Source organism: Solitalea lacus, from assembly GCF_022014595.1.
Classification (GTDB): Bacteria; Bacteroidota; Bacteroidia; order Sphingobacteriales; family Sphingobacteriaceae; genus Solitalea; species Solitalea lacus.
Window position 1 is genome coordinate 2,272,757 of the sequence record NZ_CP091740.1, and the last position, 25,946, is coordinate 2,298,702.

Consider the following 25,946-nt stretch of genomic DNA (forward strand, 5'->3'; position numbering starts at 1 on the left):
CAATGAATACGATAGAAACCATTAAAAAACAATGTCAGTTACTGCGCCTGGGCGCAGTAACTCCGGGCGTAGAACAGCTGGCAGACCGTGCCGCTGTCGAGGGAATCAGCTACCTGGAATTTGCCAGGAAGCTGCTTGAGTTGGAACTAGATAACAGAAAGCTGCGCGATATGGAACGAAGGGAAAAAGCAGCGAAATTGCCTTCCCGCCATCAACTCGAACTTTATGACAGTACGTCAGCTGAAAGCTTACCTAAAGTGCGCCTGGAGCAGCTCAAAGAACTGAGCTGGCTGGATCAAAACTATAACATCATCCTAATGGGGCCAAGTGGAACCGGGAAAACTTTTCTCTCGGCCGGATTATGTCATCATGCCCTTAAAAATGGGTACCGGGCTTATTTCAGAACGATGGAACAGCTCATGACCATGTTAAGGAATAAAGACATCTCCACCCTGGCTAAAGCAGAGTACAGGCGGTTATCAAAAGCGCAGCTCATTGTGATTGATGACATCATGATCATTTCCGAAACCAAAGTCGAAGCGAACGCTTTCTTCCACTTCATAAATGCTCTGCATGAAAAGACATCTTTTGTGATTACCACCAATAAATCGCCTAAACAATGGGTGGAAGTATTGGGTGATGAAGTGATCACTACAGCACTCTTGGACCGCTTACTTTACCGTTGTGAGATCATCCAGCTCGGAGGCCAGAGCTACCGCATGCAGAACAGAAAATCAATCTTTGAAACTTCAGAATAGCCTCTTATATTTGGTGCAGATCGTACATCCTTGTTTTCCGATCTGTTAAAAACAGTGGTACATCCTTATTTTCCACTATTGGTACATTGCTACTTTCCATTGACATAAGTTTAAGGGAAATTAAACTGCGTAATTCCATGATATCAATTCGTTGTCCTGCCATGCATCCATTGAGTTCAGATACAAGGCTATTAAAAATCATGAAAAGTGGCCCGATGACTTCCATTTTAAGCAAGGAATCCCTGGTACTATTTTGGCCCAATGACCTCCGTTTTGCTTTTAGGAGCGACATTGCTTTTGGCCCAATGACCTCCGTAATAACGGCTATCTTTTTGGCCCAATGATTCCCGTTATGACTGGCCCGGTATCACCGTAATGGCTGGCCCATTGACTGCCGTTTTAGACACCAAGCCTTAAGCATTTACTTATTAAAAGGTATATGTAGCTTATAATGTCCTTATAAATGATCGCAGAAGAATCAATGGATTCTTTTATGCAGAAAATAAGTTGTTGCATCTTGTCGCAAATTCATAAACAAAAAAGTCTTCGGTTAAAACACGAAAACTTTTTTTCAAGGTTATGCACTGTGATTACTTAAATCTAAAAGCTAAACCAGCCTGAAATACCATGTTTTTAGAATCGGAACCTTCAACAACTTCGCTAAAGCTGCCTATATAGCGTCCGGTAATGGAAAGTCTAAAAGGTAAATTGATACCCAATCCGACTGCCAAAGCCGGATCGAAACTGCTGTAATTATAACCTAAATCCGGACCGCTGTCACCTATATTGAAACCAAATTGCGGACCTAATTCCAGGCTTATTATTTTAACGATATATATTTTTGCTAGTATTGGAACATTTATATAATCAAGAGTAACATCTCCAAAACCCTGTTGTGAATACTGCAATTCCGGCACCAAATAAAGTAGGTCTTTTATTATGAATGGTATTTCATAAGTAGCACCAATGTACCATCCATTATTATTGTCTTTATTAGGCAAGTCTCCACCAGTGACCTTAGAGAAATTCAATCCTCCTCTAACTCCAAATTGTTGTGCCTTAAGGGTTGTGCTGCAGATTATTATAAGGAATAAGCTGAGCAAAAATTGTCGAATTATTTTCATAATGACTTACTTTAAGTTAAACATTATTTAAATTCGTTTTTTTTAATTGATAGTCAATAAGTTGGATATGTTTTATCTTGATTAAAATTTGTTTTCCCTATGGCTTGCTTATAACATTAAAATTTACGCAATATATATCACCTTTAAAAGCTGATTCTCATTAATCTCAAAATCCGTCTCTAGTTAGTTGAAAAGATTCAAAACTAATAGATGAGATCCAAGGCCATTCAAGGAAACTTATTGGAATTGATATGGAAACTTATGCTGTATTCTATGCAGCTTGTAATTGTTCTAAACCACAGCCGTTAGCATTTTCAACCAAATCTTTATCGGATTTTGCTAATGAAGAAAAAAATGATGATTATCAAATGTATGCAGCTTATACAAGTGCATCCTATTTATATAACTTTATTTTTGAGATTACTTAAGTTGAGTATAATTGTGAGTTGCAAAAAAATTAGAAGATCCGAGTTATTTGCTCGGATCTAATTTACTATACTACCTTAATAAACTCTATTTGAATTAAAGCACAATCTCAAGTTTATTAGAAACATGTTTGTTTTCATCTTTTCTCAATGATTTATTAGTAACTAATAAATGCTCTCTCTCTCTTTCTCAACTATTTTCAACCAATTTAATGCAGAAATATTGTTATTTGAATGAATTTCGAGTCTTACCATGAAGCTTTCATTTGGCTCTCTTCTGTTATTTAAGTAGTGATTTAATTGATATTTGCTAACATCTATATCATTTGATTGATATTGATTATTTCAAGATAATTCTTTAAAAAATAACTAAAGTTGTATTCAGGTATATATTTATCACTTTTTAGATAGTCTTCTAAGTGAATTTTAAATTGCATCAATTTGAACTTAAGTACCATTTCTGGACTTTGTGATGAAATTCGTCTATCTCTCAATTTCAAAAATGCACTTATTTCTTCTTTTCTTTCTTTTTCATTTAATTCAGAAGGGATTATATAAGACTCTAAAATTTGCTCTGGTTTTAGGTTCATAAATTTTTTTTCAGTCTTCATAATAGCATCACCTTCTAGGTATAGAATTTTTGAACCATAATTAAAGGCATATCTTTTTGTCGTTATTTTCTTGAAATCTTCTGGTTTGACTTCACTTATGTGAACAGTATGTCTTATTTGACTTGCACGTAGTTTTATTTCAATCCATTTTTCGTTTTCATGATCTACAATTGCCATTAAGCCGTTTTAAAAGGGGGGGAGAGGTTAAAAGTGAGATAAAGTGCCCTGAATTAAGACTAAAATAGCAAGAGAGTAAAAATTTATTGGTTAATAAAAAGGTGAGATAGAAATACTTAAAGTACTGAGTAAGAGCTCATAAAATAGTTTTGTCCATACACCTTTGCGCAAATGAGGTACATGGACAAAACACCCAGATGATTTTTCTGATCATGTATAAAAGGGAAGATGTTATTGTAATTGTTAAATTACAAAAAAACTTTAAAACTCCTAACTTTTTAAATAAAAATATTAAACAATACGGTTAAATCAGAGTTTATGAACCTTTTAACTCATCACCTAGTTTCAGTAAAAAGGATTTTAAATTGGATAATGACTCTATAACCTGTTGTTTATCGGCCTCTATATTTTTATTACCTCTTAAATAATCTTTGGCTCCTTGCAGGGTATAGCCTTTTTCTTTTACCAAATGATAGATGATTTTTAGGTTCTCAATATCTTCAGGAGAAAATAATCGATTACCTTTTTTATTTTTCTTAGGTTGAAGTATATCAAACTCCTTTTCCCAAAAGCGAATATGCGAAGTGCTGACATTAAACATTTCTGCTACTTCTCCAATCGTATAGTAAAGTTTCTTTATTTCCCGCTCTTTGTATGGCATGTTAATCAAATGACTGGTTATTACGTGATGAGAGTTCTAACATTTTTTCGTATTCGGCCGGGCTTAAATCGTTAAAGTAATAATTAATTGGGTTTACCGGTTTACCTCCTTTATGCACTTCATAATGTAAGTGTGGACCAGTGGAAGCACCTGTATTTCCTACATAGCCTATTACTTCACCTCTTTTAACCCTTTGACCAACTCGTGTGGCAATTTTACTCATATGTCCATATAAGGTAGAATATCCGTAACCATGATTTATTACTACTTCATTGCCGTAACCTCTTTCAATGCCAGCAGTGGTTACTACGCCATCTCCGGTTGCATAAATAGGTGTGCCGGTCTGCGAAGTAAAGTCCATTCCGGCATGAAATTTACGAGTTTTATAAATAGGATGAATGCGATAACCGTAACCAGATGCCATTCGGGTTAAATCTCTATTAGAAACCGGTTGAATAGCAGGTACCGAAGCCAGCATTTTATCTTTATTCTTAACTTCCTTAACTAAGAAATCGTATGATTTGGATTGAATGAACATTTTTTTTGCTAACTCATCAAGTTTGCGTGTAGTTTCAATCATTAAAGCAGAGTAATTGGAAGATTCCAGCGCCTTATAATGATGTATCCCGGCAAAACCTGTTTGCCACTCATCTGAAGTGATTGGTTCCGACTCAAAGATTACTCTATAAATGTTATTATCCCGCTCTTGTAAATCTGTAACAACAGCATCTAATTGTTTTATCCTTTTTCTTAAGATATCATATTGAAGGCTTAATTGTTCAATTTCCCTTTTAAGTTTCTTTTCCTTGGGCGAATCGATTACATTATAGGCAATAGTTACCGTAACAACAGAAAACACCGTTACCGTTGCCAAATAACCCAGTACACGTAATGCTTTCTTTTTTAATGAAAGCTCTACCTTTTCGTACTTAAGCGTATTGGAGTTATAAAAATACTTTACCTTTTTCGCCATAATAGAGGCAAATCAATAGAATGGTTAATTAATAAGCTGAGCACGGTAGCTGGTTGGCTTAATGGTTTGGCTCGCAATTTTGTACGATTTTTTATTATGATAGGTTACGTTAAGAGCTAATGCAATTGCAATTGTATTTGTTAAGTTGTTTTATGTTGCTGATAATTAAACTTTTAATTCAATAAATGTTGTAAGTTCTTTTACAGTGAAACAATGACTGCCTTTGGATCAAATTAAACGTTATTTCTTTTCTCCTTACAATTCAAACCCTTATTTTTGGCTCCTTATAAACATTTAGTTAATGTAGTTTGAAGGAACCTCTTTTTGAGATTACTTCAGCTTTAAATATTTCACTTAGTACTCAGTATTTTATAAATGGATTCCAAATCGATTCGTAAAGCATTTTTAGATTTTTTTGAGAGCAAGCAACATAAAATTGTTCCGTCGGCCCCTTTGGTGGTAAAAAATGATCCAACCCTAATGTTTATTAACTCGGGAATGGCACCGTTTAAAGATATTTTTCTTGGCGTTTCTCCAATTAAATACTCTCGTGTGGCCGATACGCAAAAATGTCTCCGCGTTTCTGGTAAACATAATGATTTGGAGGAGGTAGGTATTGATACTTATCACCATACCATGTTTGAAATGTTGGGTAACTGGAGTTTTGGTGATTATTTTAAAACTGAAGCTATTGAGTGGGCCTGGGAATTGTTGACAGATGTTTACAAATTGCCGAAAGATCGTTTATACGTTACCGTCTTTGAGGGGGACACTAAGGATAACCTTGCTCCAGATAACGATGCTAAGGAGATCTGGAGGAAATTTATAGCCGAGGATCGTATTCTTTACGGAAACAAAAAGGATAATTTCTGGGAAATGGGTGATCAAGGTCCATGCGGTCCATGTTCCGAAATTCATATTGACTTACGTACTGAAGAAGAACGTGCCATAAAGGATGGCAAAGAGTTGGTAAACAATGATCATCCGCAAGTTGTTGAGATTTGGAACAACGTATTTATGGAGTTTAACCGTAAAGCCGATGGCTCGTTGGAAAAATTGCCTGCTAAACACGTTGATACAGGAATGGGTTTTGAGCGTTTGTGCATGGCCTTGCAAGGTAAACGTTCTAACTACGACACAGATGTTTTTCAACCAATGATTCAGTTCATTGCCGGGCAATGTGGAATTCCTTACGGTAAAGAAGAAAAAACTGATATTGCCATGCGTGTTATGGCTGATCATATTCGCGCTATCGCCTTTACAATTACTGATGGTCAGTTGCCTTCAAATACAGGTGCAGGATACGTAATTCGCCGTATTTTGCGTCGTGCTGTACGTTATGCATATACCTTCCTCAACTTAAAAGAGCCATTCCTTTATAAATTAGTTGCTCTTTTAGTTGATCAATTTGACGGAGTATTCTCAGAACTTAAGGAACAAAAATCATTTGTTGAGAAAGTCGTTAAAGAAGAAGAATCCTCTTTCTTACGGACCTTAGCGAGTGGTATACAGCGTTTTGAGCGTTATATTGCTGATCATAAAGAAATTGAAGGAGAGTTTGCATTTGAATTATATGATACATACGGCTTCCCAATCGACTTAACTCAGCTTTTAGCTCGCGAAAATAAGCTGATAGTTGACATGGACGGCTTTAATAAATGTCTTGCACAACAAAAGGAGCGTTCTCGAGCTGCTACAGCAATTGATACCGGTGATTGGATTTTGGTAGGGGAGGACACAGAAACTGAGTTTTTAGGATATGATCGACTGGAAAGTGAAGTACAGGTTGTAAAATATCGTAAAATTAAAGCTAAAGGAAAAGAACAATATCAGTTAGTGTTGAACAAAACTCCTTTTTATGCTGAAGGTGGTGGGCAAGTTGGAGATACCGGTGTGTTGGAAAACGCAAACGAAATCATCCATATTACAGATACTAAGAAAGAAAATAACCTTATAGTTCATTTTGTTGATCATTTGCCAGATGATCCTTCCAAAGTGTTTGTTGCTCAAGTTGATTCGGATAAACGTAGGGATACAGCTAATAATCACTCTGCAACACATTTATTGCATGCTGCTTTAAAACAAGTGTTAGGTGACCATGTAAATCAAAAAGGTTCATTGGTAAATAATGAATACTTGCGTTTCGACTTTTCTCATTTTGCCAAAGTTACGGATGAGGAAATTGCAGCGATTGAGAGAATAGTAAACGAGAAAATTCGTGAGAATATTAAGTTAATCGAACAACGTAAAGTTCCATATCAACAAGCAATTGATTCAGGCGTTACCGCTTTGTTTGGTGAAAAATACGGTGATTTTGTTCGCGTTATTACATTTGATCCAACTTATTCAAATGAGCTTTGCGGTGGTATTCATGTTCCTGCAACGGGACAAATCGGTTCGTTTAAAGTTGTAGCAGAAAGTGCTGTAGCTGCGGGTGTTCGTCGTATTGAGGCAATTACAGCAACAAAAGCCGAAGAATTGTATAATCAGCAACAAGCTATAGTAAATGAGGTGAAAACCCTGTTGAAAAACCCTAAGGATGTTGTTAAAGGATTAGAATCGGTTTTAGAAGAGAATAACCGTTTGAGAAAAGAACTGGAGCAAATGATTATCCAAAAAGCATCAATGTTGAAGGATGATTTGGTTAAGCAGGTTGAATTAGTTAACGGAGTTAATTTTATTGCTGTTAAAGTTGATATTCCTTCAGCTGAAGCAATTAAGAATCTTTCGTTCGAAATGCGGGAGAAACTTACAGATTTGTTCCTGGTGATTGGCGCTGAAATAGACGGTAAACCCAGCATTTCGGTAATTATTTCAGACAATCTGGTGCAAGACAAAAAAATGAATGCATCGCAGATTGTACGTGAGTTAGGAAAAGAAATCCAGGGTGGAGGCGGAGGTCAACCTTTTTATGCCACAGCAGGAGGAAAGGATGTGTCCGGCTTGCAACGTGCTCTTGATAAAGCAAGGCAATTCATACAATAACTAAAGTAATGGTGAAATATAGCCCGATGGAAATTCCATCGGGCTATATTATTTTAGGAAGGAATATTATCAAACCAACTATAACAGCGCTTATGGCAGTTATCAATACTGCTCCTGCAGCAATATCTTTTACAATTCCTATTCTGCTGTCAAATTCTGGGTTAATTGTATCTGCCAGTTTCTCAATAGCCGTGTTAATTAATTCCATAGCCAGGGTAAAGCCAATAGACAGCATAATGATGCACCATTCTATAGAATTGATTTTTAACATAAGCCCTGCAAGACAAACAAGTAGTGTAACAATTAAATGAATTTTGAAATTTAATTCACTTGAAAAACATTGCATTATTCCATTGATAGCATAACTAAAGCTAGTTGAGAGGGTTCTAAATAAATTTTTATTCGAATGGCTCATCTTAGTTCTAAATAACTTGATAAAGTGGTAATGAAAAGCTGAATACACTTCCTTTGCCCAAATCACTTATTGTCCAAATTTTACCGCCATTACGTTCAACAAAATCTTTGCACAATATTAAGCCTAAACCAGTTCCTATTTCATTGGCCGTTCCTTTAGTTGAGAAATGATCCATACTGAAAAGTTTCATCTGGTTTTCATGACTAATACCAACACCATTATCTTCTACAGAGAAAATAATAGCTTTATTATCAATACGGCCACTGATTTTAATACGTCCAAATGGTCGTGTAAATTTTATAGCATTTGACAGAAGGTTTCTGATAACCACTTTGATCATGTTTATGTCTGCGTAGGCAATTAGATTGTTTCCAACACTGTTTTCGATGGTTATATGCTTGCTTTCGACTTCAGGTCTTAATAAATGGAGAAATTCATCCATTAAGCTCGATAATGAAATTTCAGTTGCGTCAACCTTTAACCCTAGCATCTGGCTGTTAGACCAGTATAACAAGTTATCTAATAATTGCAAGTTTTGCCCCACCCGTTCAGTCACCTCGGCTGAAAGATCCTTAAACTCTTCGGTTCCAATTAATCTATCATTAAACAGATTTAACAAGCCTTGTAATGAAGTTAATGGACCCCGCAAATCATGTGAGATGATTGAGAAAACCTTTATCTTTATAAGGTCTTGATTTTCAAGTTTTTTGTATTGTGTGCTGATTAATTCATTTTGTTTGGTGATTTCCGATTTATGCCGAATAGCTTTATTGCGTTCGGATTCATAATTGTTTCGTATTGAAAGCACAATTGTAACAATGCTTATTGTTACTAGAATATATGAACCAATAAGATCAATAAATTTCCCTTCCCTTGTGCTATACGGAACAATTAAATCAGGATTGTAATATTCTATTGTAAAAAGTGATATAGTGAAGAGTATGCAGGTGAAAATCCAAAAGTACTGGTACTCTACCCGGATAATCGAAATAAATACAATAAGAAAGAAGGTGATAATATAAACAACCGGACCTTCACTGCCGGCATTGAAAAACCAGATAACTCCTAAAGCAAGATAACTGTTAAAAATGAAGATGACTAGGGTTGATTGGAATTGCTGTTTAAACCGCGAAAAATAATATAGAATCAGCATTATTGTTTCGGCAATAATAATTACAAGGTTTAAGCGAGGGTCTAGATTGTTATAGGTATTAATCAGGACTCCGATAAAAGCTATAAATATTGTAACAATGCATGTGAGATTGAATATTCGGTTTTCCAGTGAAAACCTACTACTATCCCCAGTAATGGCAATTAATAACCTGTTTGTAATTTGTTTAAGCATGTAGATTGCAAAGCATTATTAGATAGTTGCGGCAATATAAACATTATTCTGCAGCTAATTAGCAATGTTGTTCGCAATGAAATTAAATCAGAGTTTGTGTTAATAATATCTTTATGAAATATTGATTTTGTTATTAAAATAATTACAAATATTAAATTTTGTTATTAATTTAATAAATTCTTATATTTTTGTGAATAGCTATGAGGTCAACAACTATTTACGACAAATACGAACTTGTGGTGGGTTTGGAAATACATGCCCAGTTATCCACTCAAACAAAAATTTTTTGTGCGGATTCCGCTGCATTTGGAGCGCAGCCTAATCGTAATATAAGTGCCGTTTCATTGGGTCATCCGGGTACTTTACCTAAATTAAACGAGCGCGTAGTTGAATATGCGGTTAAGTTAGGTTTAGCAACCAATGGCGCAATTAATAAGTATAATGCATTTGACCGCAAAAATTATTTTTACGCCGATTTACCCAAAGGGTATCAGATCAGTCAGGATGCAAAGCCGATTAGTGTGGGAGGTTATGTAGAAATTGGGCTAAAGGATGGATCTCGTACCCATATAAACTTGCATCATATCCATATGGAAGAAGATGCAGGTAAAAGTATGCACGATCAGGATCCGTTTAACTCTTATATCGACTTGAATCGTGCAGGAATTCCTTTACTTGAAATTGTTTCTGAACCTGATATACGAAGTTCTGAACAAGCAGCTCAATACCTTACAGAAATGCGAAAGTTATTGCGCTACCTTGACATTTGTGATGGTAATATGGAAGAGGGGAGTATGCGCTGTGATGCTAATATTTCGGTACGTTTAAAAGGAGCGACTGAATATGGGACCCGTTGTGAGGTCAAAAACATGAACTCCATTAAAAACGTACAACGAGCCATAGAATTTGAGTTTAAACGTCAGGTTGAGGTGATTGAGGCAGGAGGAATAATTATTCAAAATACATTAAACTTTGATGCCAATACTGGCGAAACATCAGTATTGCGAACCAAAGAAATGGCTAATGACTACCGTTATTTCCCTGAACCTGATTTATTGCCGGTGGTTTTAACAGATGCTTATATTGAAAATGTTAAAGCTGGTTTACCGCAATTACCAGAAAAACTGATTCAAAAATATACTTCAACTTTCGGACTTTCTGTTTATGATGCCACAGTTTTAACGGAAAACCGACAGTTTGCCGAGTATTTTGAAGAATTAATAAAGCATACTTCAAATTATAAAGCTGCAGCCAACTGGATGATGGGAGCTTTAAAATCATATCTGAATGATAAGGTTATTGAAATTTATGAGTTTGTAGTAAAACCTAATCAAATTGCTGCTTTAATTAATTTAATTGATGGAGGAAAAGTGAATAATTCTGTAGCAGCACAGAAAATATTCCCGCTTCTTATTGAAAACCCAGAGAAGGAAGTTGAACTCCTGGCTCAAGAATTGGGTGTATTAATTGAGACAAATGATGACGATGTTTTAGGTTTTATTGATGAAGTACTTTCTAAATACCCTGAAAAAGTAAGGGAATACCATAAAGGGAAAAAAAATCTGGTTGGTTTGTTTATGGGAGATGTTATGAAATTGTCGAAAGGTAAAATTGATCCTAAATCGGCTAATAAATTAGTGATAGAGCGTCTCGAAAGATATAAATAACGTTAATTTAATTCATTATATTAAATAAAGACTTTTTAAGTGGTAAAGCTTAGAAAGTCTTTTTATTTTTGAATTATGAAGTTTAAAGTTTTCATTTTGGCAGTTTGTGCCTTGTTTGTTGTTTCATGCAATTCGGGTAAGAAACAAGAATCAGTAAAAGTTACTGTTGCAAAAAATGGAATGCCTATAGGTAATGCAGAAGGATTTATGGCTCCTGAAATTTCATTGCCATCGATAACAGGTGAGCCTGTGGCATTGTCATCATTGCAGGGAAAATATGTAATGGTTGATTTTTGGGCTTCCTGGTGTTCTCCTTGTATGGCCGAAGTGCCAGAATTGACAAAGCTATACGGTACTTACAAGCATAAAGGATTTGAAATTTACGGTGTTTCGCTTGATAGGAATAAGGAACGTTGGCAATCGGCTGTTACGGATAACCAAATGCAGTGGGTTCATGTTTCTGATCTTAAAAAATGGGATTCAGAACCTTTAGATAGCTATGGAGTGGAATCCATTCCGACCAACTTTATTTTGGATAAGGAAGGGAAAATTATTGCCAAAAATCTTCATGGGGCTGAATTGGAGGGTTTTTTAAAGAAATTGTTCAATTAATTATTAACTGATATTAACTCTTTTTTACTTCTTAACAAATTCTTAATATAGGATTAACAAATTCGTTCAATTAGCAATTTACTTTTATGGAAAATTCAGATATGACAACACCAAAACAAAAAATTCTAATTGTTGACGACGAGCCGGATATTTTAGAGTTAATAGAATACAATTTAAAAAAAGAGGGTTATCAAGTATTCTTAGCTAATAATGGTCAGGAAGCAGTAACAGTTGCCAAGAAAGTACAGCCTGATTTGATCATTTTGGATATAATGATGCCTAAAATGGATGGCATTGAAGCTTGTCGTTTAATGCGCAGTATGCCGGAGTTTAAAAATACATTCATGGTGTTTTTAACCGCAAGGAGTGAAGAGTATTCAGAAATAGCCGGTTTTAATGTTGGCGCTGATGATTATATTGCCAAACCAATTAAGCCAAGAGCCTTAATTAGCCGTATCAATGCGATTTTACGCCGCAATGTGTATAGCGATGATAACTATGAAAATAAACTTGAAATAGGTGATCTGGTTATTGATCGTGAAGCTTTCGTTGTTTATCAGCAAGGTAAAAAAGTTATATTGGCTAAAAAGGAATTTGAACTGCTTTATTTATTAGCTTCAAAACCTGGTAAAGTTTATACACGAGAAATCATTCTTAAAAACATTTGGGAAGACTCAGTAGTTGTTACTAACCGCACTATTGATGTACACATTAGAAAATTAAGAGAAAAGTTAGGAGATGACTATGTTTCAACCGTAAAAGGGGTTGGATACAAATTTGAATTATGATAAAAAACCCTACACCTCGTGTAATTGCTTTTTTAACTGCTACTATTTTAACCTGTGCTGTAGGGCTGGTATCAATTTTATTTAAGTCCTCAATTTGGGAGGTTGTTTTAGAAGTTGCGCTAAACTTTGGTTTTTCTTTTGTTTTAACACTGTATGCTCTGGAATTTTTCATCTACAGAAAAATAAAACTTATTTATAAGAGCATTCATCACCTAAAAACAGGTAAAGCAGACCCTGATTTTCCCCCTTTATTTGGAGGATCAGAAAACCCTATTTCAGAAGTGACTCAGGATGTTATAAAATGGGCACAAGATCAAACCGTGGAAATTGAGCAGCTGCGTAAAAACGAAATGTTTAGGAAAGAGTTTCTAGGAAATGTTTCGCATGAGCTGAAAACACCCATTTTTAACATTCAAGGTTATATCAATACGTTACTTGATGGCGCACTTGATGACCCGGATGTTAATTTACACTTTTTAACCAAGGCAGGTAGGAGTACAGATAGGTTGGCGGCTTTGGTGGAAGATCTTGAATCGATTTCTCAGTTAGAATCAGGCTATCTGACTATGGAAATGGAGACATTCGATATTTATGATTTAGTAAAGGATGTTTTTGATTCAATGGAATTTATGGCCAATGATAAGGGTATTTCATTCGGTTTTAAAGCCGGTACAGATGTGCCGTTTATTGTTGAGGCCGACAAGTCGCGTATCAGACAGGTTTTGGTGAACCTTATCTCTAACTCTATAAAGTATGGAAATCCTAATGGGCATACGATTGTAGGACTTTATGATATGGACGAGAACATTTTGGTTGAAATAACTGACGATGGGATAGGAGTTCCACCGGAACACTTGCCTCGTTTGTTTGAGCGTTTTTACCGTGTTGATAGGAGTCGATCAAGAGCTGAAGGTGGAACAGGTTTAGGCTTAGCTATTGTTAAACATATTATTGAGGCACATAACCAAACCATTAATGTTAGAAGCAGTATTGGCGTAGGAACAACATTTGGGTTTACTTTGAGAAAAGGTTAATAGGCATTATCTGTGCATTATTAAGCATTCACACTCTACTTTTTTGTATTTTTGTCGACTTTATATACGAGCGACAGATTATTTCATGAAATTACCTTCTTTTAAAGACCTTATACTTTTTGAAAATGATGAAGTAATTGTGGTGAATAAACCACCATTTATTGCTTCTGTTGATGAACGTTCAGGAAACGAACCCAATATGTTGCGTTTAGCCAAGAGTTATTGGGAAGATGCTCAAATTTGTCATAGGTTAGACAAAGAAACATCCGGTGCGTTAATTTTTGCCAAAACTCCTGAAGCTTATCGATCAATTTCAATGCAGTTTGAGCATAGGCAGATAAAAAAAATATACCATGCAGTAATTGATGGCACTCATAATTTTGAAGAGAAAATGGTGGATTTACCTATCGCCAACTTCGGAAAAGGTAATGTGATAATTGATAAGTACGAGGGCAAACGTGCAGAAACCATATTTAATTCCATTAAATTTTACAAGCATTTTACTCTGGTTGAGTGCCAGCCAAAAACAGGCAGAATGCATCAAATCCGGATTCACCTGGCAACGCAAAGAGCATCAATTGTTGCCGATGAAATGTATGGAGGAAAATATCCGTTTTTGTCAACCTTTAAAAAAGGATATCGATTGTCGAAAAATGAAGAAGAGCAGCCTTTAATTCGACGATTTGCCTTGCATGCTCGAGAAGTTACTTTTAAGTTATTAAATGGAGAGGAAACCACAATTAGCGCTGATTACCCAAAAGATTTCGCGACTTTTTTAAAGCTGCTTGATAAGTTTGACAGTTAATATCAACGAAATTAAATAAAAAAGTCCCGCAACTTGCGGGACTTTTTTGTAGCTATTATTTCGCCATTTCCATCACAATAATATTATCTATGCTCTCTTGATTTCTTTGAGTTATATCAAACGTTATCGAGCCTGACTTTTCTTTCTTGTACTTTATTGGTTGCTTATTATCAAACCAATAAACTTTTTTTACTTTATCAGGTAAAGTTAAAGCAATATGATCTTCTTTAGGGTTTAATAAATGGATATATGTTTTAGATCCATTTTGGGTTACTGCACCCCATTCTTGTGGCTTTACAAACCCTCCTGATGTGTTATAGACGGTTTCACCATAGGTGTTCAACCAATTACCTGTTTGTTGTAAACGATCAATAAATTCGGGTTGAATTTCGCCATTTGGCATTGGACCTATATTAAGCAATAAGTTAGATCCGTAACCAGCAGCACGCACCAAAAGGTGGACAATCTCTTTTGTTGATTTGTACTTTTTATCGGTGATGTTGAATCCCCAGCTACCGTTTAGAGTTTCACAAGTTTCTAATGGTAATCTTGATACGGATTGACCGCTCAATCCCGCTTTATTTTCGCCAGGTAGATCACGCTCAAACATCTGGAAATCCTCTCCGGGCAAAGGACTCAAATGATGGTTGTTTCCCACAAGACATTGAGGTTGTAGCTTATGAATTAAACTATAAATTTCATCGTAATGCCAGTCAACTTTAGATTTTTGGGCTTTATCCTTGTCATTGTCAAGTTGATCCCAATGTCCGTCAAACCATATAGTGGTCACTTCCCCATAATTGGTAAGCAGCTCAGTAAGCTGAGCTTTCATAAAGTTGATATAATTATTCCAATCTTCTTTTTTTGTTCTTCCGGTACCTTTTCCAGTTCTACCGGTTTCATATTGATAATCGTCGCGGAACCAGTCTAAAATTGAATAATAAAAGCAAAGTTTAACTCCTTGTTTATGGCATTCGTCGGCTAATTGTTTTAAAACATCTTTACCATATGGGGTATTGGTGATTTTCCAGTCTGATTGTTGAGTATCCCAATTGCTGAAGCTATCATGATGGCGGGTAATTATGGTGATGTATTTCATCCCAGCTGATTTTGCAGTGCTTACCCATTTCGCCGCATTAAAATCAACAGGGTTGAAAAACTTTATCAATCGCTTATAATCTTCAACTTTAATATTTCGATTATTCATTACCCATTCACCATCACCAAGAACACTCGAAGCTCCCCAATGAATAAACATGCCAAAGCGAGCCTGTTCAAACCATTGACGTGCTTTGATATTCTCTGGAGTAGGGTGGTAGTCTGTTTGTGCTTTTAAGGTAGAAAAGGAAAGTAATAATAAAATAAACAGTACCGATTTTTTCATGATTAAATATTTAGGTTTAAAATTACGCATTGAAAATGCGCATTTTTTATCATTGAACCAAAATCGGTACTGCGTTAGAACGTTATCTAATTTTTGCCTTTACCTTTTCCCTTACCTTTTCCATTACCATTACCGTTGCCATTACCATTTCCATTTCCATTCCCCTCACTGTAACTCATCTTCTTAGCTTGACCCGGAGGAATTGATTTGTATTTTGAACGGTGATCAGAATTATAGCGATATACATCATCTTCCGTATAATCAATTCTTACACGTTCAGAGTTAGAAATTACGATTGATGAAGGAAGTGAGCTTACTCTAATCCAACTTCCACCGCTTAGGTAAACATACTTTCCAAAAGAAATATCGAAATAAACATTAGCACCTGGGTAGTAATAGTAATAGTCTCTATACTTCTTTTTATGACCCCAAGCTTTGGCATGGGGTGGAGGGCCATGTTTTTTATGAGATTCAACATAAACCGTTTCTGTACAAGCACTTAAAAAAATACCACTAACGGCAATAAGAATAATTTTATTCATTTGTTTGGTTGCTTAATTTGGTTGGGCGAAAGATAAAGATGAATTATGAAAAAAAGATGATTTATTCTTTTTCTAAATATTAAAATGTGCTTCTTGATAATAAAAACGCCCGATAATTATCGGGCGCTAACTATAAGTATTTTGAGTAGCAATTAGCTATCTACTGTACATATCCTAATAGTTTTAAAACTTGTTTAGAGTTTTGTTCCTCTCCAAATACCTCATAGTTAAACGTTTCATCACGGTTTCTACGAATCAAAATATGCTTTGGAGTAGGCATTAAGCAATGATGAATACCACCATAGCCACTTAATACTTCCTGATACGCTCCGGTATGGAAAAAGCCCAAATACTGAACTTTACGTGTTTTAGGCATATAAACTGAGTTCATATGAGCTTCCTGGTTGTAGTAATCCTGACCATCACAGGTAATACCACCAAGGTTTACTCGTTCATATTCTGCGTCCCAGTTATTAATTGGTAATAAGATGTATTTTTGGTTGAGTGCCCAAACATCAGGTAGGTTGGTAATGAAACTTCCGTCTAACATTAACCATTTTTCACGATCGTTTTGCTGTTTACGGCCCAAAACCTTGTAAATAATACCAGAGGCTTCAGCAACAGTATATTTACCGAATTCGGTAACGATGTCAGGTACTTCAACTTCGTGTTCAGCACAAATCTCTTTAATACGCTTGATGATTTCATTGGTCATGTATTCATAGTCAAAATCAAATACCAATGAATCTTTAAACGGAAACCCTCCTCCAATATCAAGCATAGTCAAGGAAGGATTAATTTTCTTGAATTTACAGTATAAGGTTACGTGCTTCTCTAACTCGTTCCAGTAATACGGAGAATCTTGAATACCAGAGTTGATAAAGAAGTGCAGCATTTTGATGTTGAAATTTGGATTCTTTTCAACACGCTGGTGATAAAAATCAATCACATCCTCAGCACGGATCCCTAAACGACTAGTGTAGAATTGTGAATCAGGTTGTTCTTCCGATGCAATGCGTATACCTAAGTTACATTCTTCTTCCAACTCATCGTCGTAAAAGAAAAATTCTTCTTTATTATCTAGAACTGGCATGATGTTTTTAAATCCATCATGAATCATGTCAACAATGTATTGTTTATATTGAGTGGTTTTGTAACCGTTACAAATTACATAAACGTTTTTGTTAACAATGCCTCTTTTTTCCAATGAATCAATCATAGGCATATCGAATGCCGAAGAAGTTTCGAGGTGGATATCATTCTTAAGGGCCTCTTCAACTACATGCCTAAAATGAGAACTTTTGGTACAGTAACAATAAATGTATTGGCCTCTGTAATTATTGTTGATTATTGCCTTTTGAAATAACAATTTGGCCTGTTGAATTTTCTTAGAAATTAGAGGGACATAAGTGAAGCGTAGTGGCGTGCCATAAGTTTCAATTAATTCCATTAGGTTGATATCATGAAAGAATAATTCATCATCGATAATATCAAAACCATCTTGTGGAAAACCCACGCTTAAGTCAAGAAATTCCTGGTAGCTCTGCATCTATTATAATTTTTTGCAAAAATGTAATTTTTGGAGTAAAAAAATTAAGCAAAAGTCAGTTTTTTTTTACTTTGGTACAATTTCAAAAAAGACTGACTTTTTTATTGCAGATTCAATTTTGCAACTATCTGTTTGTCAGTTAGTTAATGGCTTAAAATAGAAAAAGGTAATTTCTCTCAAACTGACTGATTTTTTAGTGATTTTAGAGCGGTAAATGCACTTCGGCAATCATGCATCTTGCACTGCCTCCTCCATTAGCTTCAATTGTATAAATTGGAGCATAAATTATCTTACTATGTTCACTAAGTTTTTCGACCTGCGAAGTTGCTAAGGATTTGTAAGCTTGCTCCGACATTACCAGTAAACTTTCTCCTTTGTTATTTTTTAACTCAAGCATATTACCCGCAAATTCATTCATTTGCTCCAGGGTGATTTCAATAATCTCTTTGCCTGAGGCATTTAATGAATTAGCAACTGTTTCACGTTCATCTGCGTTCGGAATTGAATCAAGGCAGATTACGGCATAATCAGTTCCAATACACATCATCACATTGGTATGATAAATTGCTTTTCCGGCTTTGTCAACTGCATCAAACGCAATGAATTCATAATCCATCTTTTTGCAAAACTCCTCCAGAACAGTCATATCCGTGCGTGGTGACAGACAGGCGTAGGCAACTCGATCAATTCGGTCAAGTACCATACTGCCGGTTCCTTCTAAAAATTTTTCCTGTTTTTCGTAGTCACTAAAGTCGATTATGTTGTTGACTTCGAAACCCTTTAGTTTCAACAGTTCAGGAATGTCTTTCCTGCGCTCTAAACGACGGTTTTCAGCTTGCATAGGATATAAACAGATGTTTCCATCATTATGAAACGAAATCCAATTATTCGGGAAAATTGAATCTGGGGTATGCGGTGTATCGGTATCTTCAACTACGGTTACATCTACTCCGTTTTCCTCCAAAACATGAACGAAATTATCGAATTCCTGTTGTGCTTGTTCCTGAGTATTGGCAGCTTGAGCGTGAGGATTTTGAAAAGAATTATTTACAGCCGTTTCAGCATTAAAACCGAAACGAACAGGACGAATCATTAATATGTGATTGGTAGTTTGCATTTTGTTTAAATTAAGGATGATGAATTTTAAATTATGAAGGGCCAACAAAAGGAAAGCCATTTACCACCATTCATAATTTAATAGTTTATACGTTGTCTCTTAAAATTGGCATACTCATACAGTGAAAACCGCCACGAGCACGAGAAAGTTCGGCAGAAGGCATTAAAATAATGGTATCGGCAATAGTTTCAGTGTCAATCTCTCCGTTTTCTAGCTTTTCAACCAAATCATGAGCATGTATAGTCTCAAATCCGTTTTCTTTAAAGGCTTCAACGGTTTTATCGTTACGATCATAGCCTAAAACCACTCCTTCTTTTATACATACTAAGTTACATGAATCTGTCCATTGTTCGCGAGCATCATATGGAAATTTATTGTTACCTGAGTAGATAAATTTGGTTTCTTCAGTGCTTCCTAAATCATTTCGGCTAATATCATCCAGCAAATCCTCAAGGTACTCAAAATAAGTAGGCTCTAATGGATTTTCAATTTTAAACTGCATAATTTGAGTTTTATCTTCCTTACGGATGTCTTTCATTTCCTCAATTATTTCAGTCATTCGAACGTTAATAGCATCCGATTTTCGCCCTAAAGTTCCCAACATCACCCATACATTTCGTTTAACCTGCGTGAAAACAGTATCAATGTGCATGAAATCACGTTTTTTAGGGATTTTTACAACCGTAACCTTTTTAACAACTTCCTTTTTAAATAAAGTTTTTACTACCTGATTACAGGCATAAAGTGAGGTTCTTTCACTGCAACCTATTACCAAATGGTCTTTGCTTACCACCATAACATCACCACCTTCAAGTGTTATTTTCCGATCCTGATTTTCTTCATTCGGTAACAAGAAATGGTGAAAATGTTCTGGTATTTCTATAATATTATCTCTATAATCAGCGAAAATTGGATGGTGGAAGAAGATGTATTTTGACAGTACGGATTCTCGAGCGCGTGCTTGTTTGGCCGCCTTGTTAAGTAAAATATAATTATTGATGGTAATACCTATATCACGAGTAAAGATGAAGTTAGGGATAGGAGCGAAAATCATTCGGTCTTCGTCCATGGAACCTGAAATTAGTGTTTTGGCCAAATCAACCTCAGATAGATCCATCAATTCATTTTGTAGATCGTAAGTACAGTTTTCTAATGCACAAACAGAGGCTACAATTTTGAGTTTAATATCATTAATTTCCAGAATGTCGGTAAGTAAAACCTGAAGCTCTATTACTTTGTCAGAGTTATGGAACTCTGGCTTTTCAGGTTTAAAGAAATTACGGTTTGATGATTCTGCATTAATTTGGGCTAATTTACCCTTGATTTTTTGTGGATCTAGAAAATAAAGTAAGATTTTAACATAATAGTCGTACTCCTTTTTACGGATTGTCTCTAAGTGCACAATATCTTCGAATAACCAATCTTGAGCTTTTGAGGGTACAACTTTACCTAATCCACTGTCGGGGCTGTGGATTAGTAAACGGCGCAATGTGCCAATTTCGGATGTTACATTTATACTATTTTCTACATTATTTGAAATCATAAAAAGGGTTTTTGATATGCAAAGCTATATCAAAAAATGATATAAAAAAGCCATTTTGATAGCCTCAGGGCCAATTGCTAAATTAAATTGCATTGACTTTCGGTTCATTTTATGAGTTTAAATCATTTAAACTATGTTTTAATATCGAAATCCCTAATAGAAAAAATAATGGCAAAATTTTTTAAAAACTTTAATCGATACTGTGTTTGTACCACATCCGTTGAATTTAAAAATGAATAGTAATCACCATATCGTAATTCAAACGGATTTGATAATTTTGGCGCATGGAATTTATTATTCAGAAAACCGTTGATGCGGTTCAAACACTCTACAATCAAAGTATTACTTCTTCAGATATAACATTACAAGAAACCCGCAAAGAGTTTGCAGGTGATGTAACATTGGTGGTGTTTCCGTTTACGCGACTTTCAAAAAAATCACCTGATGTTACAGCTCAGGAAATTGGTGAATATTTAAAGCAAAACGTTGCTGAAATTGCTGATTTTAATGTGATTAAAGGCTTTTTAAATATTGTTATTGACGATAACTTCTGGATTAATCGTTACGCTGATAGTTCTAAAACTGCAAACTTTGGTTTTTCTGCTGCCAATGGAAAAAAAGTAATGGTTGAATACTCGTCACCTAATACCAACAAGCCATTACACTTAGGTCATGTTCGTAATAACTTATTGGGTTATTCAGTAGCACAAATTATTGGTGCTGCCGGTTATGAAATAGTTAAGGCGAATTTGGTGAATGACAGAGGGATTCATATTTGCAAATCGATGTTGGCATGGCAAAAGTTTGGCAATGGAGAAACTCCTGAAACAAGTGGTCTGAAAGGAGATCATTTGGTTGGTAAATACTATGTGATTTTTGATAAAGAATATAAAAAAGAGGTTGATGAACTAAAGCTTCAAGGACTGGCTGAAGATGAGGCAAAGAAAAAAGCTCCTTTAATGCTTGAAGCACAACAAATGTTAAAGCAATGGGAAGAGGGAGATTCTGCAGTTATAGATTTGTGGAAGATGATGAACAGTTGGGTGTATGCCGGTTTTGATGTAACCTATAAAAACTTGGGAGTTGACTTCGATAAATATTATTACGAGTCGAATACTTATTTGTTAGGAAAAGATCTTATTGAAGAAGGATTGGCTAAAGGTGTTTTCTTTCGCAAGCCAGATAGCTCTGTATGGATTGATTTAACTGCCGATGGTTTGGATGAAAAGCTTGTTTTGCGTTCAGATGGGACTTCGGTTTATATGACACAAGATTTAGGAACAGCAGAATTGAAATACAATGATTTTCATATGGATAAATCAGTGTATGTGGTTGGTAATGAACAAGATTATCACTTCAAGGTTTTGTTCCTCATTTTGGAGAAACTTGGTAAAAGTTGGGCAAAAGGGTTGTTCCATCTTTCGTACGGAATGGTTGACCTTCCAAGCGGTAAAATGAAATCACGTGAAGGAACTGTTGTTGATGCGGATGATTTGATTCAGGAGATGATGGACACAGCTCGTCAGCACACAGAGGAGCTAGGTAAAGTTGAAGATTTTACTGAAGATGAGAAAACTGAGCTTTTTCGAAAGATTGGTTTGGGAGCATTAAAATATCATTTGCTAAAGGTTGATCCTAAGAAACGAATTATGTTCGATCCGAATGAATCAATTGATTTTCAAGGCCATACTGGGCCTTTTATTCAATATTCTTATGCTCGTATCAAATCTGTAATTCGTAAAAGTGAACAATTTGGTTTTGAGGGTACCTTACCAAGTGTAATTAATAAAGATGAACGTGAATTAATCCAGCAGTTAGATAAATTCCCGTCTGTTATTAATGATGCAGCTGAAACATATAATCCAGCATCTTTGGCGAATTATTTATATGAAGTGGCAAAAGGATATAACAAATTTTATCATGATAACCCAATTCTGAAAAATGAAGATGAACAAGTTAAAAAATTCCGTTTGGCTTTATCGGCTTTAACCGGTGATGTGTTAAAACGAGGTTCTAACTTGTTAGGAATCGAGGTTCCAGAGCGTATGTAAATTAGGGTAATATAAGTGTGAAGAGCCCAGATTTAGAATATTGATAATTCTAAATCTGGGCTCTTTTACTTTTACCCTGTTATCTTAAAAGGCTTTGATTGTTAATAACTGCCCTACAATAAAAATCGGCTGCTGAGTTATCAGCAACCGACTACTTGCGTATATGGAGATTTAAATATTGGTAGAATTAAACCGTTTCTAGAATTTCTTCAGAAACTTTAAATGCATTTACCTCGGCTTTTAAATCCGCTAAAAAAGCATCAATTCTGTCTTTTTGTACGCCCGGCATACAAATAATATGGCTTTGTCCGTTTTCGGTAGCTATTTGCCATTTTTGACGTAAAGCATTTGAGGGTTGAGGAAAAACAACCGTAAGAGCATCCGGATTGCGCCAAGCTTTTACACCCATTGCTCTCATTTGTTCAATGGTGTAATTTGCCATTGCTGAACTCTCCAAAGCACGTTGTTTTAAACCGTTTTTTCCTATTTTCTTGATAGCATACCATAAGAAAATTGGACTATGACCATTGCGGCTACCGGTAATGGTAGTATCAACTGTGCCTATGTACGGAATTGAGCGACCAATACGTTCTTTATAGTTTTTCTTAACTAATACTAAACCACAAGGAATAGGTGAGCCAATGAATTTATGTCCACTTATTGCAATACTGTCTGCTCCGTATGAAAAGTCGAAACCTGGTTTTAACTCAAGTAACGCACTGTAAGTTCCTGCAAGAGCTGCATCGCAATGAATATAATGGCTTTTAATCGCCAAGCCTCTTAAAATCTGCTGTATTTTACTTAAATCATCCTTTGCTTCTGTCATGGTTGTACCAATATTGGCAAGCATAATTACAGGCTGATCACGATGCATTTGAACCATTTGTTTCAGATCATCATAATCAATCTCTCCGTTTTCTTGCGTTCGGATTACAATACTTCTCAGGTTTAACAATTGAATGTTTTTCTGAACGCTATAATGAGTTGATTCTGAATAGTATACTATGCCGTTAGGGTACAGTTCGCGCGCAACATATAATCCATATAAATTGCCTTCCGATCCACCGTTTGTAACATATCCCCACCAATTATCCTTGGGGGCATTAAACAAATCTGCAAAGAACTGTAATACCTCTTTTTCTAATGAGCGAGAGTTTAAGTCATAAGTTGATTCAACCATAGGATCACCAACATTATTCAATGGCAAATCCAACAATGGAAATAGCTCTGAATAATCAAAGTCTGTAGCAATTGGATACCCTAAAAAATACTTTGAACGCTCTACAGCTTTCTGCATGTAATTTTGCAATTGTGTAGCATCTTCAGTGTTTAAACTATACATCATCAATAAAGGTTAATTTTCTGCAAAATTAGATGATAGTGAAATATTTTGTTTGATAATTTATAAATTTGGGGATAATTCCCGATTTTGTGTTGGGGTCTAATATATTTTTCTGAATTTTGGCATATTTCAACTTTAAACAGGAAAACTGATGACAGAAAAGCTGGATGTATTGGATATTAAAATACTTAACCTCCTGCAAAAGGACGGATCATTAAGCGTAAAGGATGTTTCTTCAGCTATAGGTTTAAGTTCATCTCCCACCTATGAGCGTATTAATCGGTTAAAACGAGAAGGCTATATAGAAAAGTACGTGGCTCTGATTAACCGTGAAAAAGTTGGTAAGCAACTTTTGGTGTTGTGTACAGTTACGTTAAAACAACAATCCATGGAAACGTTGATTAGTTTTGAGGATGCAATTGTACAATTTAAAGAGGTGCTTGAGGTATTGTGTTTAGCAGGAAACCACGATTATTTATTGAAAATTGCTGTGCGTGATGTGAATGATTATCATGCGTTTGTTCTTACACGCTTGTCTAAAATTCCCAATATTGCCAATCTGCAAAGTAGTTTTGTTTTAAAGGAAATTAAGCATGAAACCGCTTTGGAAATAGTGTGAGAATTGCCGTTAGCGCATTTTTGCTTCAAATATTTTCTTGTAATATTCTTCATACCTTACGACTTTTTATTCCTATCCTAAAACTTAAATAAGCATATTCGCTATACTAACCTGAAGTATGGCATCGTCAATTTTAACTCTTTACAAAAACGCCTATGGAGGCTTGTCGCGCTCAACATGGTTACTAGCTTTAGTAATGCTTATAAACCGCGCAGGAACTATGGTGTTGCCTTTTATGACGGTTTACCTTACCCAAAATCTTCATTACTCAATTGAACAAGCCGGCATGGTAATGGCTTGCTTTGGTGCTGGAGCCATTATAGGGGCTTATTTCGGAGGACAGCTGACAGACAAATTCGGATTTTCGAGGTTACAATTCTGGAGTTTGTTTTTGAATGGATTTATGTTTTTTGTCCTCGGACAAATGCAATCAATATGGGCAATTGGTGCTTGCTTTTTTGTTTTAAGTGTTATTGGAGAGGCATTTAGGCCGGCTAATGCAGCCGCAGTTGTTTATTATAGTGAGCCTGAAAAACGGACCCGTTCTTATTCCCTAAATAGACTTGCTGTTAATTTAGGGTGGGCAATTGGCCCCGCAGTTGGTGGTTTATTGGCAAGTATAGATTATAACCTTTTGTTTTGGGTTGATGGTTTTACTTGTATAGCAGCGGCATTGCTACTCAAATCGTTTTTGCCTCCCGTTAAAACTGAAAAAATAGATAATGTAAAAAGTGAGAAGCCAGAAAAGAATGTTAATCAATCAGCTTATAAGGATAAACATTACCTGTTCTTTATTTTTCTTGTTGCTCTGAATGCTATTTGTTTCTTTCAAATGTTTAGTATTCTGCCAGTATACTATAAAGAAGTAGTGCTGTTAGATGAGTGGCAAATTGGATTAGTAATGGGTCTTAATGGATTAGTTATCGCTTTTGTTGAAATGGTTCTTGTATTCAAACTGGAAGGGAAAAATCATCCATTATATTATATCTCAAAAGGCGTTTTGTTTACAGGTCTTTCCTTTGTTGTGTTTAATCTTTTTGGGCCTTCTCCACAACTAGTAGTACTTTCTATTTTGCTGATTACTTTTGGTGAAATGCTTTCCATGCCATTTATGAATAGCTATTGGATTAATCGAAGTGCTGATAATAACAGGGGGCAGTATGCTGCCTTATATACTATCGCTTATTCCATAGCACAAGTAATTGCTCCAACATTTGGTTCCCGTGTGGTTCAAACTTATGGATTTAATGTGCTTTGGTATGCAGTAGGAGGTATCTGCATATTAACTTTTTCCGGGTTTTATTGGCTCAACCAGAAAACTATTTCCACAAGTAAGATAACGGTTTAGCAAAATCATTATTTAATTTTCTCCTCTGTTTTCTGCTAAATATACTTTAACTTAATACAAAAGCGTTTTCA

General features: G+C 35.5%; 23 protein-coding genes. 11 read left to right on the plus strand and 12 right to left on the minus strand.

Translation table 11 applies throughout. The annotated features are described in order from the left end of the window. Positions 1 to 2 precede the first annotated feature (2 nt). Positions 3 to 758, plus strand: coding sequence for an IS21-like element helper ATPase IstB (gene istB, locus L2B55_RS09635; RefSeq protein WP_237844452.1), 756 nt, complete (start codon positions 3 to 5; stop codon positions 756 to 758). 590 nt (positions 759 to 1,348) lie between these two features. Here the strand turns inward: istB and L2B55_RS09640 are convergent. Next, positions 1,349 to 1,882, minus strand: a complete 534-nt coding sequence (locus L2B55_RS09640) for an outer membrane beta-barrel protein (RefSeq protein WP_237844454.1) — start codon at positions 1,880 to 1,882, stop codon at positions 1,349 to 1,351. 251 nt (positions 1,883 to 2,133) lie between these two features. Between L2B55_RS09640 and L2B55_RS09645 the strand changes: the two genes are divergently transcribed. Beyond that, positions 2,134 to 2,310: a hypothetical protein gene (locus L2B55_RS09645; protein ID WP_237844456.1), complete on the plus strand. Its 177-nt coding sequence runs from the start codon at positions 2,134 to 2,136 to the stop codon at positions 2,308 to 2,310. A gap of 314 nt (positions 2,311 to 2,624) precedes the next feature. Here L2B55_RS09645 and L2B55_RS09650 read toward each other — a convergent pair whose 3' ends face one another. The 3 genes from L2B55_RS09650 to L2B55_RS09660 all read right to left on the minus strand — a co-directional run bounded on the left by L2B55_RS09650 (position 2,625) and on the right by L2B55_RS09660 (position 4,729). After that, the gene (locus L2B55_RS09650) at positions 2,625 to 3,095 is read right to left on the minus strand and encodes a hypothetical protein (RefSeq protein ID WP_237844457.1); all 471 of its coding nucleotides are present in this window, start codon (positions 3,093 to 3,095) and stop codon (positions 2,625 to 2,627) included. 316 nt (positions 3,096 to 3,411) lie between these two features. Next, positions 3,412 to 3,756 carry a MerR family transcriptional regulator gene (locus L2B55_RS09655; protein ID WP_237844459.1) on the minus strand — a complete coding sequence of 115 codons (345 nt, stop codon included), beginning with the start codon at positions 3,754 to 3,756 and terminating at the stop codon, positions 3,412 to 3,414. Position 3,757: 1 nt separating this feature from the next. After that, positions 3,758 to 4,729, minus strand: coding sequence for a M23 family metallopeptidase (locus tag L2B55_RS09660; RefSeq protein WP_237844461.1), 972 nt, complete (start codon positions 4,727 to 4,729; stop codon positions 3,758 to 3,760). A 375-nt stretch (positions 4,730 to 5,104) separates the two neighbouring features. Between L2B55_RS09660 and alaS the strand changes: the two genes are divergently transcribed. Then, positions 5,105 to 7,714, plus strand: a complete 2,610-nt coding sequence (alaS, locus tag L2B55_RS09665) for an alanine--tRNA ligase (RefSeq protein WP_237844463.1) — start codon at positions 5,105 to 5,107, stop codon at positions 7,712 to 7,714. Between the two features lie 43 nt (positions 7,715 to 7,757). On the opposite strand, the gene L2B55_RS09670 is transcribed toward alaS, so the two are convergent. Both L2B55_RS09670 and L2B55_RS09675 read right to left on the minus strand, forming a co-directional pair. After that, complete coding sequence (locus L2B55_RS09670; protein WP_237844466.1) at positions 7,758 to 8,129, minus strand: diacylglycerol kinase family protein; 372 nt, start codon at positions 8,127 to 8,129, stop codon at positions 7,758 to 7,760. Positions 8,130 to 8,136: 7 nt separating this feature from the next. Beyond that, positions 8,137 to 9,474 carry a sensor histidine kinase gene (locus L2B55_RS09675; protein ID WP_237844467.1) on the minus strand — a complete coding sequence of 446 codons (1,338 nt, stop codon included), beginning with the start codon at positions 9,472 to 9,474 and terminating at the stop codon, positions 8,137 to 8,139. Positions 9,475 to 9,674: 200 nt separating this feature from the next. Between L2B55_RS09675 and gatB the strand changes: the two genes are divergently transcribed. From gatB to L2B55_RS09700, 5 genes are all read left to right on the plus strand, one after another. Further along, positions 9,675 to 11,141 carry an Asp-tRNA(Asn)/Glu-tRNA(Gln) amidotransferase subunit GatB gene (gene gatB, locus L2B55_RS09680; RefSeq protein ID WP_237844469.1) on the plus strand — a complete coding sequence of 489 codons (1,467 nt, stop codon included), beginning with the start codon at positions 9,675 to 9,677 and terminating at the stop codon, positions 11,139 to 11,141. Between the two features lie 75 nt (positions 11,142 to 11,216). Further along, positions 11,217 to 11,753, plus strand: coding sequence for a TlpA family protein disulfide reductase (locus L2B55_RS09685; RefSeq protein ID WP_237844471.1), 537 nt, complete (start codon positions 11,217 to 11,219; stop codon positions 11,751 to 11,753). 101 nt (positions 11,754 to 11,854) lie between these two features. Next, positions 11,855 to 12,541 carry a response regulator transcription factor gene (locus L2B55_RS09690; protein WP_237850284.1) on the plus strand — a complete coding sequence of 229 codons (687 nt, stop codon included), beginning with the start codon at positions 11,855 to 11,857 and terminating at the stop codon, positions 12,539 to 12,541. Further along, complete coding sequence (locus tag L2B55_RS09695) at positions 12,538 to 13,575, plus strand: sensor histidine kinase (RefSeq protein ID WP_237844473.1); 1,038 nt, start codon at positions 12,538 to 12,540, stop codon at positions 13,573 to 13,575. The genes L2B55_RS09690 and L2B55_RS09695 overlap by 4 nt, the downstream gene beginning before the upstream one ends. Before the next feature lie 85 nt (positions 13,576 to 13,660). Next, positions 13,661 to 14,380 carry an RluA family pseudouridine synthase gene (locus tag L2B55_RS09700; RefSeq protein ID WP_237844475.1) on the plus strand — a complete coding sequence of 240 codons (720 nt, stop codon included), beginning with the start codon at positions 13,661 to 13,663 and terminating at the stop codon, positions 14,378 to 14,380. Between the two features lie 55 nt (positions 14,381 to 14,435). On the opposite strand, the gene L2B55_RS09705 is transcribed toward L2B55_RS09700, so the two are convergent. The 5 genes from L2B55_RS09705 to L2B55_RS09725 all read right to left on the minus strand — a co-directional run bounded on the left by L2B55_RS09705 (position 14,436) and on the right by L2B55_RS09725 (position 20,515). Then, complete coding sequence (locus L2B55_RS09705) at positions 14,436 to 15,764, minus strand: alpha-L-fucosidase (protein ID WP_237844477.1); 1,329 nt, start codon at positions 15,762 to 15,764, stop codon at positions 14,436 to 14,438. 86 nt (positions 15,765 to 15,850) lie between these two features. Then, complete coding sequence (locus L2B55_RS09710; RefSeq protein WP_237844479.1) at positions 15,851 to 16,306, minus strand: hypothetical protein; 456 nt, start codon at positions 16,304 to 16,306, stop codon at positions 15,851 to 15,853. A 160-nt stretch (positions 16,307 to 16,466) separates the two neighbouring features. Then, positions 16,467 to 17,855 (minus strand): type III PLP-dependent enzyme domain-containing protein, encoded by a 1,389-nt coding sequence (locus L2B55_RS09715; RefSeq protein ID WP_237844481.1) that lies wholly within the window; start codon positions 17,853 to 17,855, stop codon positions 16,467 to 16,469. Positions 17,856 to 18,057: 202 nt separating this feature from the next. Next, on the minus strand, positions 18,058 to 18,972 hold the full coding sequence (gene ctlX, locus L2B55_RS09720; protein ID WP_237844483.1) for a citrulline utilization hydrolase CtlX: 915 nt from the start codon (positions 18,970 to 18,972) through the stop codon (positions 18,058 to 18,060). Positions 18,973 to 19,057: 85 nt separating this feature from the next. After that, complete coding sequence (locus tag L2B55_RS09725; RefSeq protein ID WP_237844485.1) at positions 19,058 to 20,515, minus strand: arginine deiminase family protein; 1,458 nt, start codon at positions 20,513 to 20,515, stop codon at positions 19,058 to 19,060. Between the two features lie 284 nt (positions 20,516 to 20,799). On the opposite strand from L2B55_RS09725, the gene argS reads away from it, so the two are divergent. Continuing rightward, a complete protein-coding gene (argS, locus tag L2B55_RS09730) occupies positions 20,800 to 22,566 on the plus strand; it encodes an arginine--tRNA ligase (protein ID WP_237844487.1) in 1,767 nt (588 codons plus the stop codon). A 187-nt stretch (positions 22,567 to 22,753) separates the two neighbouring features. Here the strand turns inward: argS and L2B55_RS09735 are convergent, their stop codons facing one another. After that, positions 22,754 to 23,911, minus strand: coding sequence for a histidine decarboxylase (locus L2B55_RS09735; protein ID WP_237844489.1), 1,158 nt, complete (start codon positions 23,909 to 23,911; stop codon positions 22,754 to 22,756). A 148-nt stretch (positions 23,912 to 24,059) separates the two neighbouring features. Here L2B55_RS09735 and L2B55_RS09740 point away from each other — a divergent pair, with 148 nt between their 5' ends. Together L2B55_RS09740 and L2B55_RS09745 are read left to right on the plus strand one after the other, a co-directional pair. Beyond that, on the plus strand, positions 24,060 to 24,527 hold the full coding sequence (locus tag L2B55_RS09740) for an Lrp/AsnC family transcriptional regulator (RefSeq protein WP_237844491.1): 468 nt from the start codon (positions 24,060 to 24,062) through the stop codon (positions 24,525 to 24,527). 118 nt (positions 24,528 to 24,645) lie between these two features. After that, a complete protein-coding gene (locus L2B55_RS09745; RefSeq protein ID WP_237844493.1) occupies positions 24,646 to 25,875 on the plus strand; it encodes an MDR family MFS transporter in 1,230 nt (409 codons plus the stop codon). The last annotated feature ends 71 nt before the right edge of the window (positions 25,876 to 25,946 follow it).

Coding starts and splice junctions, on each gene's coding strand:
- L2B55_RS09690 (WP_237850284.1), top strand. CDS start 11,855: ATGACAACACCAAAACAAAAAATTCTAATTGTTGACGACGAGCCGGAT.
- L2B55_RS09645 (WP_237844456.1), top strand. CDS start 2,134: ATGGAAACTTATGCTGTATTCTATGCAGCTTGTAATTGTTCTAAACCA.
- L2B55_RS09675 (WP_237844467.1), bottom strand. CDS start 9,474: ATGCTTAAACAAATTACAAACAGGTTATTAATTGCCATTACTGGGGAT.
- L2B55_RS09705 (WP_237844477.1), bottom strand. CDS start 15,764: ATGAAAAAATCGGTACTGTTTATTTTATTATTACTTTCCTTTTCTACC.
- L2B55_RS09660 (WP_237844461.1), bottom strand. CDS start 4,729: ATGGCGAAAAAGGTAAAGTATTTTTATAACTCCAATACGCTTAAGTAC.
- L2B55_RS09740 (WP_237844491.1), top strand. CDS start 24,060: ATGACAGAAAAGCTGGATGTATTGGATATTAAAATACTTAACCTCCTG.
- ctlX (WP_237844483.1), bottom strand. CDS start 18,972: ATGCAAACTACCAATCACATATTAATGATTCGTCCTGTTCGTTTCGGT.
- L2B55_RS09735 (WP_237844489.1), bottom strand. CDS start 23,911: ATGATGTATAGTTTAAACACTGAAGATGCTACACAATTGCAAAATTAC.
- argS (WP_237844487.1), top strand. CDS start 20,800: ATGGAATTTATTATTCAGAAAACCGTTGATGCGGTTCAAACACTCTAC.
- gatB (WP_237844469.1), top strand. CDS start 9,675: ATGAGGTCAACAACTATTTACGACAAATACGAACTTGTGGTGGGTTTG.
- L2B55_RS09655 (WP_237844459.1), bottom strand. CDS start 3,756: ATGCCATACAAAGAGCGGGAAATAAAGAAACTTTACTATACGATTGGA.
- L2B55_RS09725 (WP_237844485.1), bottom strand. CDS start 20,515: ATGATTTCAAATAATGTAGAAAATAGTATAAATGTAACATCCGAAATT.
- L2B55_RS09640 (WP_237844454.1), bottom strand. CDS start 1,882: ATGAAAATAATTCGACAATTTTTGCTCAGCTTATTCCTTATAATAATC.
- L2B55_RS09685 (WP_237844471.1), top strand. CDS start 11,217: ATGAAGTTTAAAGTTTTCATTTTGGCAGTTTGTGCCTTGTTTGTTGTT.
- L2B55_RS09715 (WP_237844481.1), bottom strand. CDS start 17,855: ATGCAGAGCTACCAGGAATTTCTTGACTTAAGCGTGGGTTTTCCACAA.
- L2B55_RS09710 (WP_237844479.1), bottom strand. CDS start 16,306: ATGAATAAAATTATTCTTATTGCCGTTAGTGGTATTTTTTTAAGTGCT.
- alaS (WP_237844463.1), top strand. CDS start 5,105: ATGGATTCCAAATCGATTCGTAAAGCATTTTTAGATTTTTTTGAGAGC.
- L2B55_RS09700 (WP_237844475.1), top strand. CDS start 13,661: ATGAAATTACCTTCTTTTAAAGACCTTATACTTTTTGAAAATGATGAA.
- L2B55_RS09695 (WP_237844473.1), top strand. CDS start 12,538: ATGATAAAAAACCCTACACCTCGTGTAATTGCTTTTTTAACTGCTACT.
- L2B55_RS09745 (WP_237844493.1), top strand. CDS start 24,646: ATGGCATCGTCAATTTTAACTCTTTACAAAAACGCCTATGGAGGCTTG.
- L2B55_RS09650 (WP_237844457.1), bottom strand. CDS start 3,095: ATGGCAATTGTAGATCATGAAAACGAAAAATGGATTGAAATAAAACTA.
- L2B55_RS09670 (WP_237844466.1), bottom strand. CDS start 8,129: ATGAGCCATTCGAATAAAAATTTATTTAGAACCCTCTCAACTAGCTTT.
- istB (WP_237844452.1), top strand. CDS start 3: ATGAATACGATAGAAACCATTAAAAAACAATGTCAGTTACTGCGCCTG.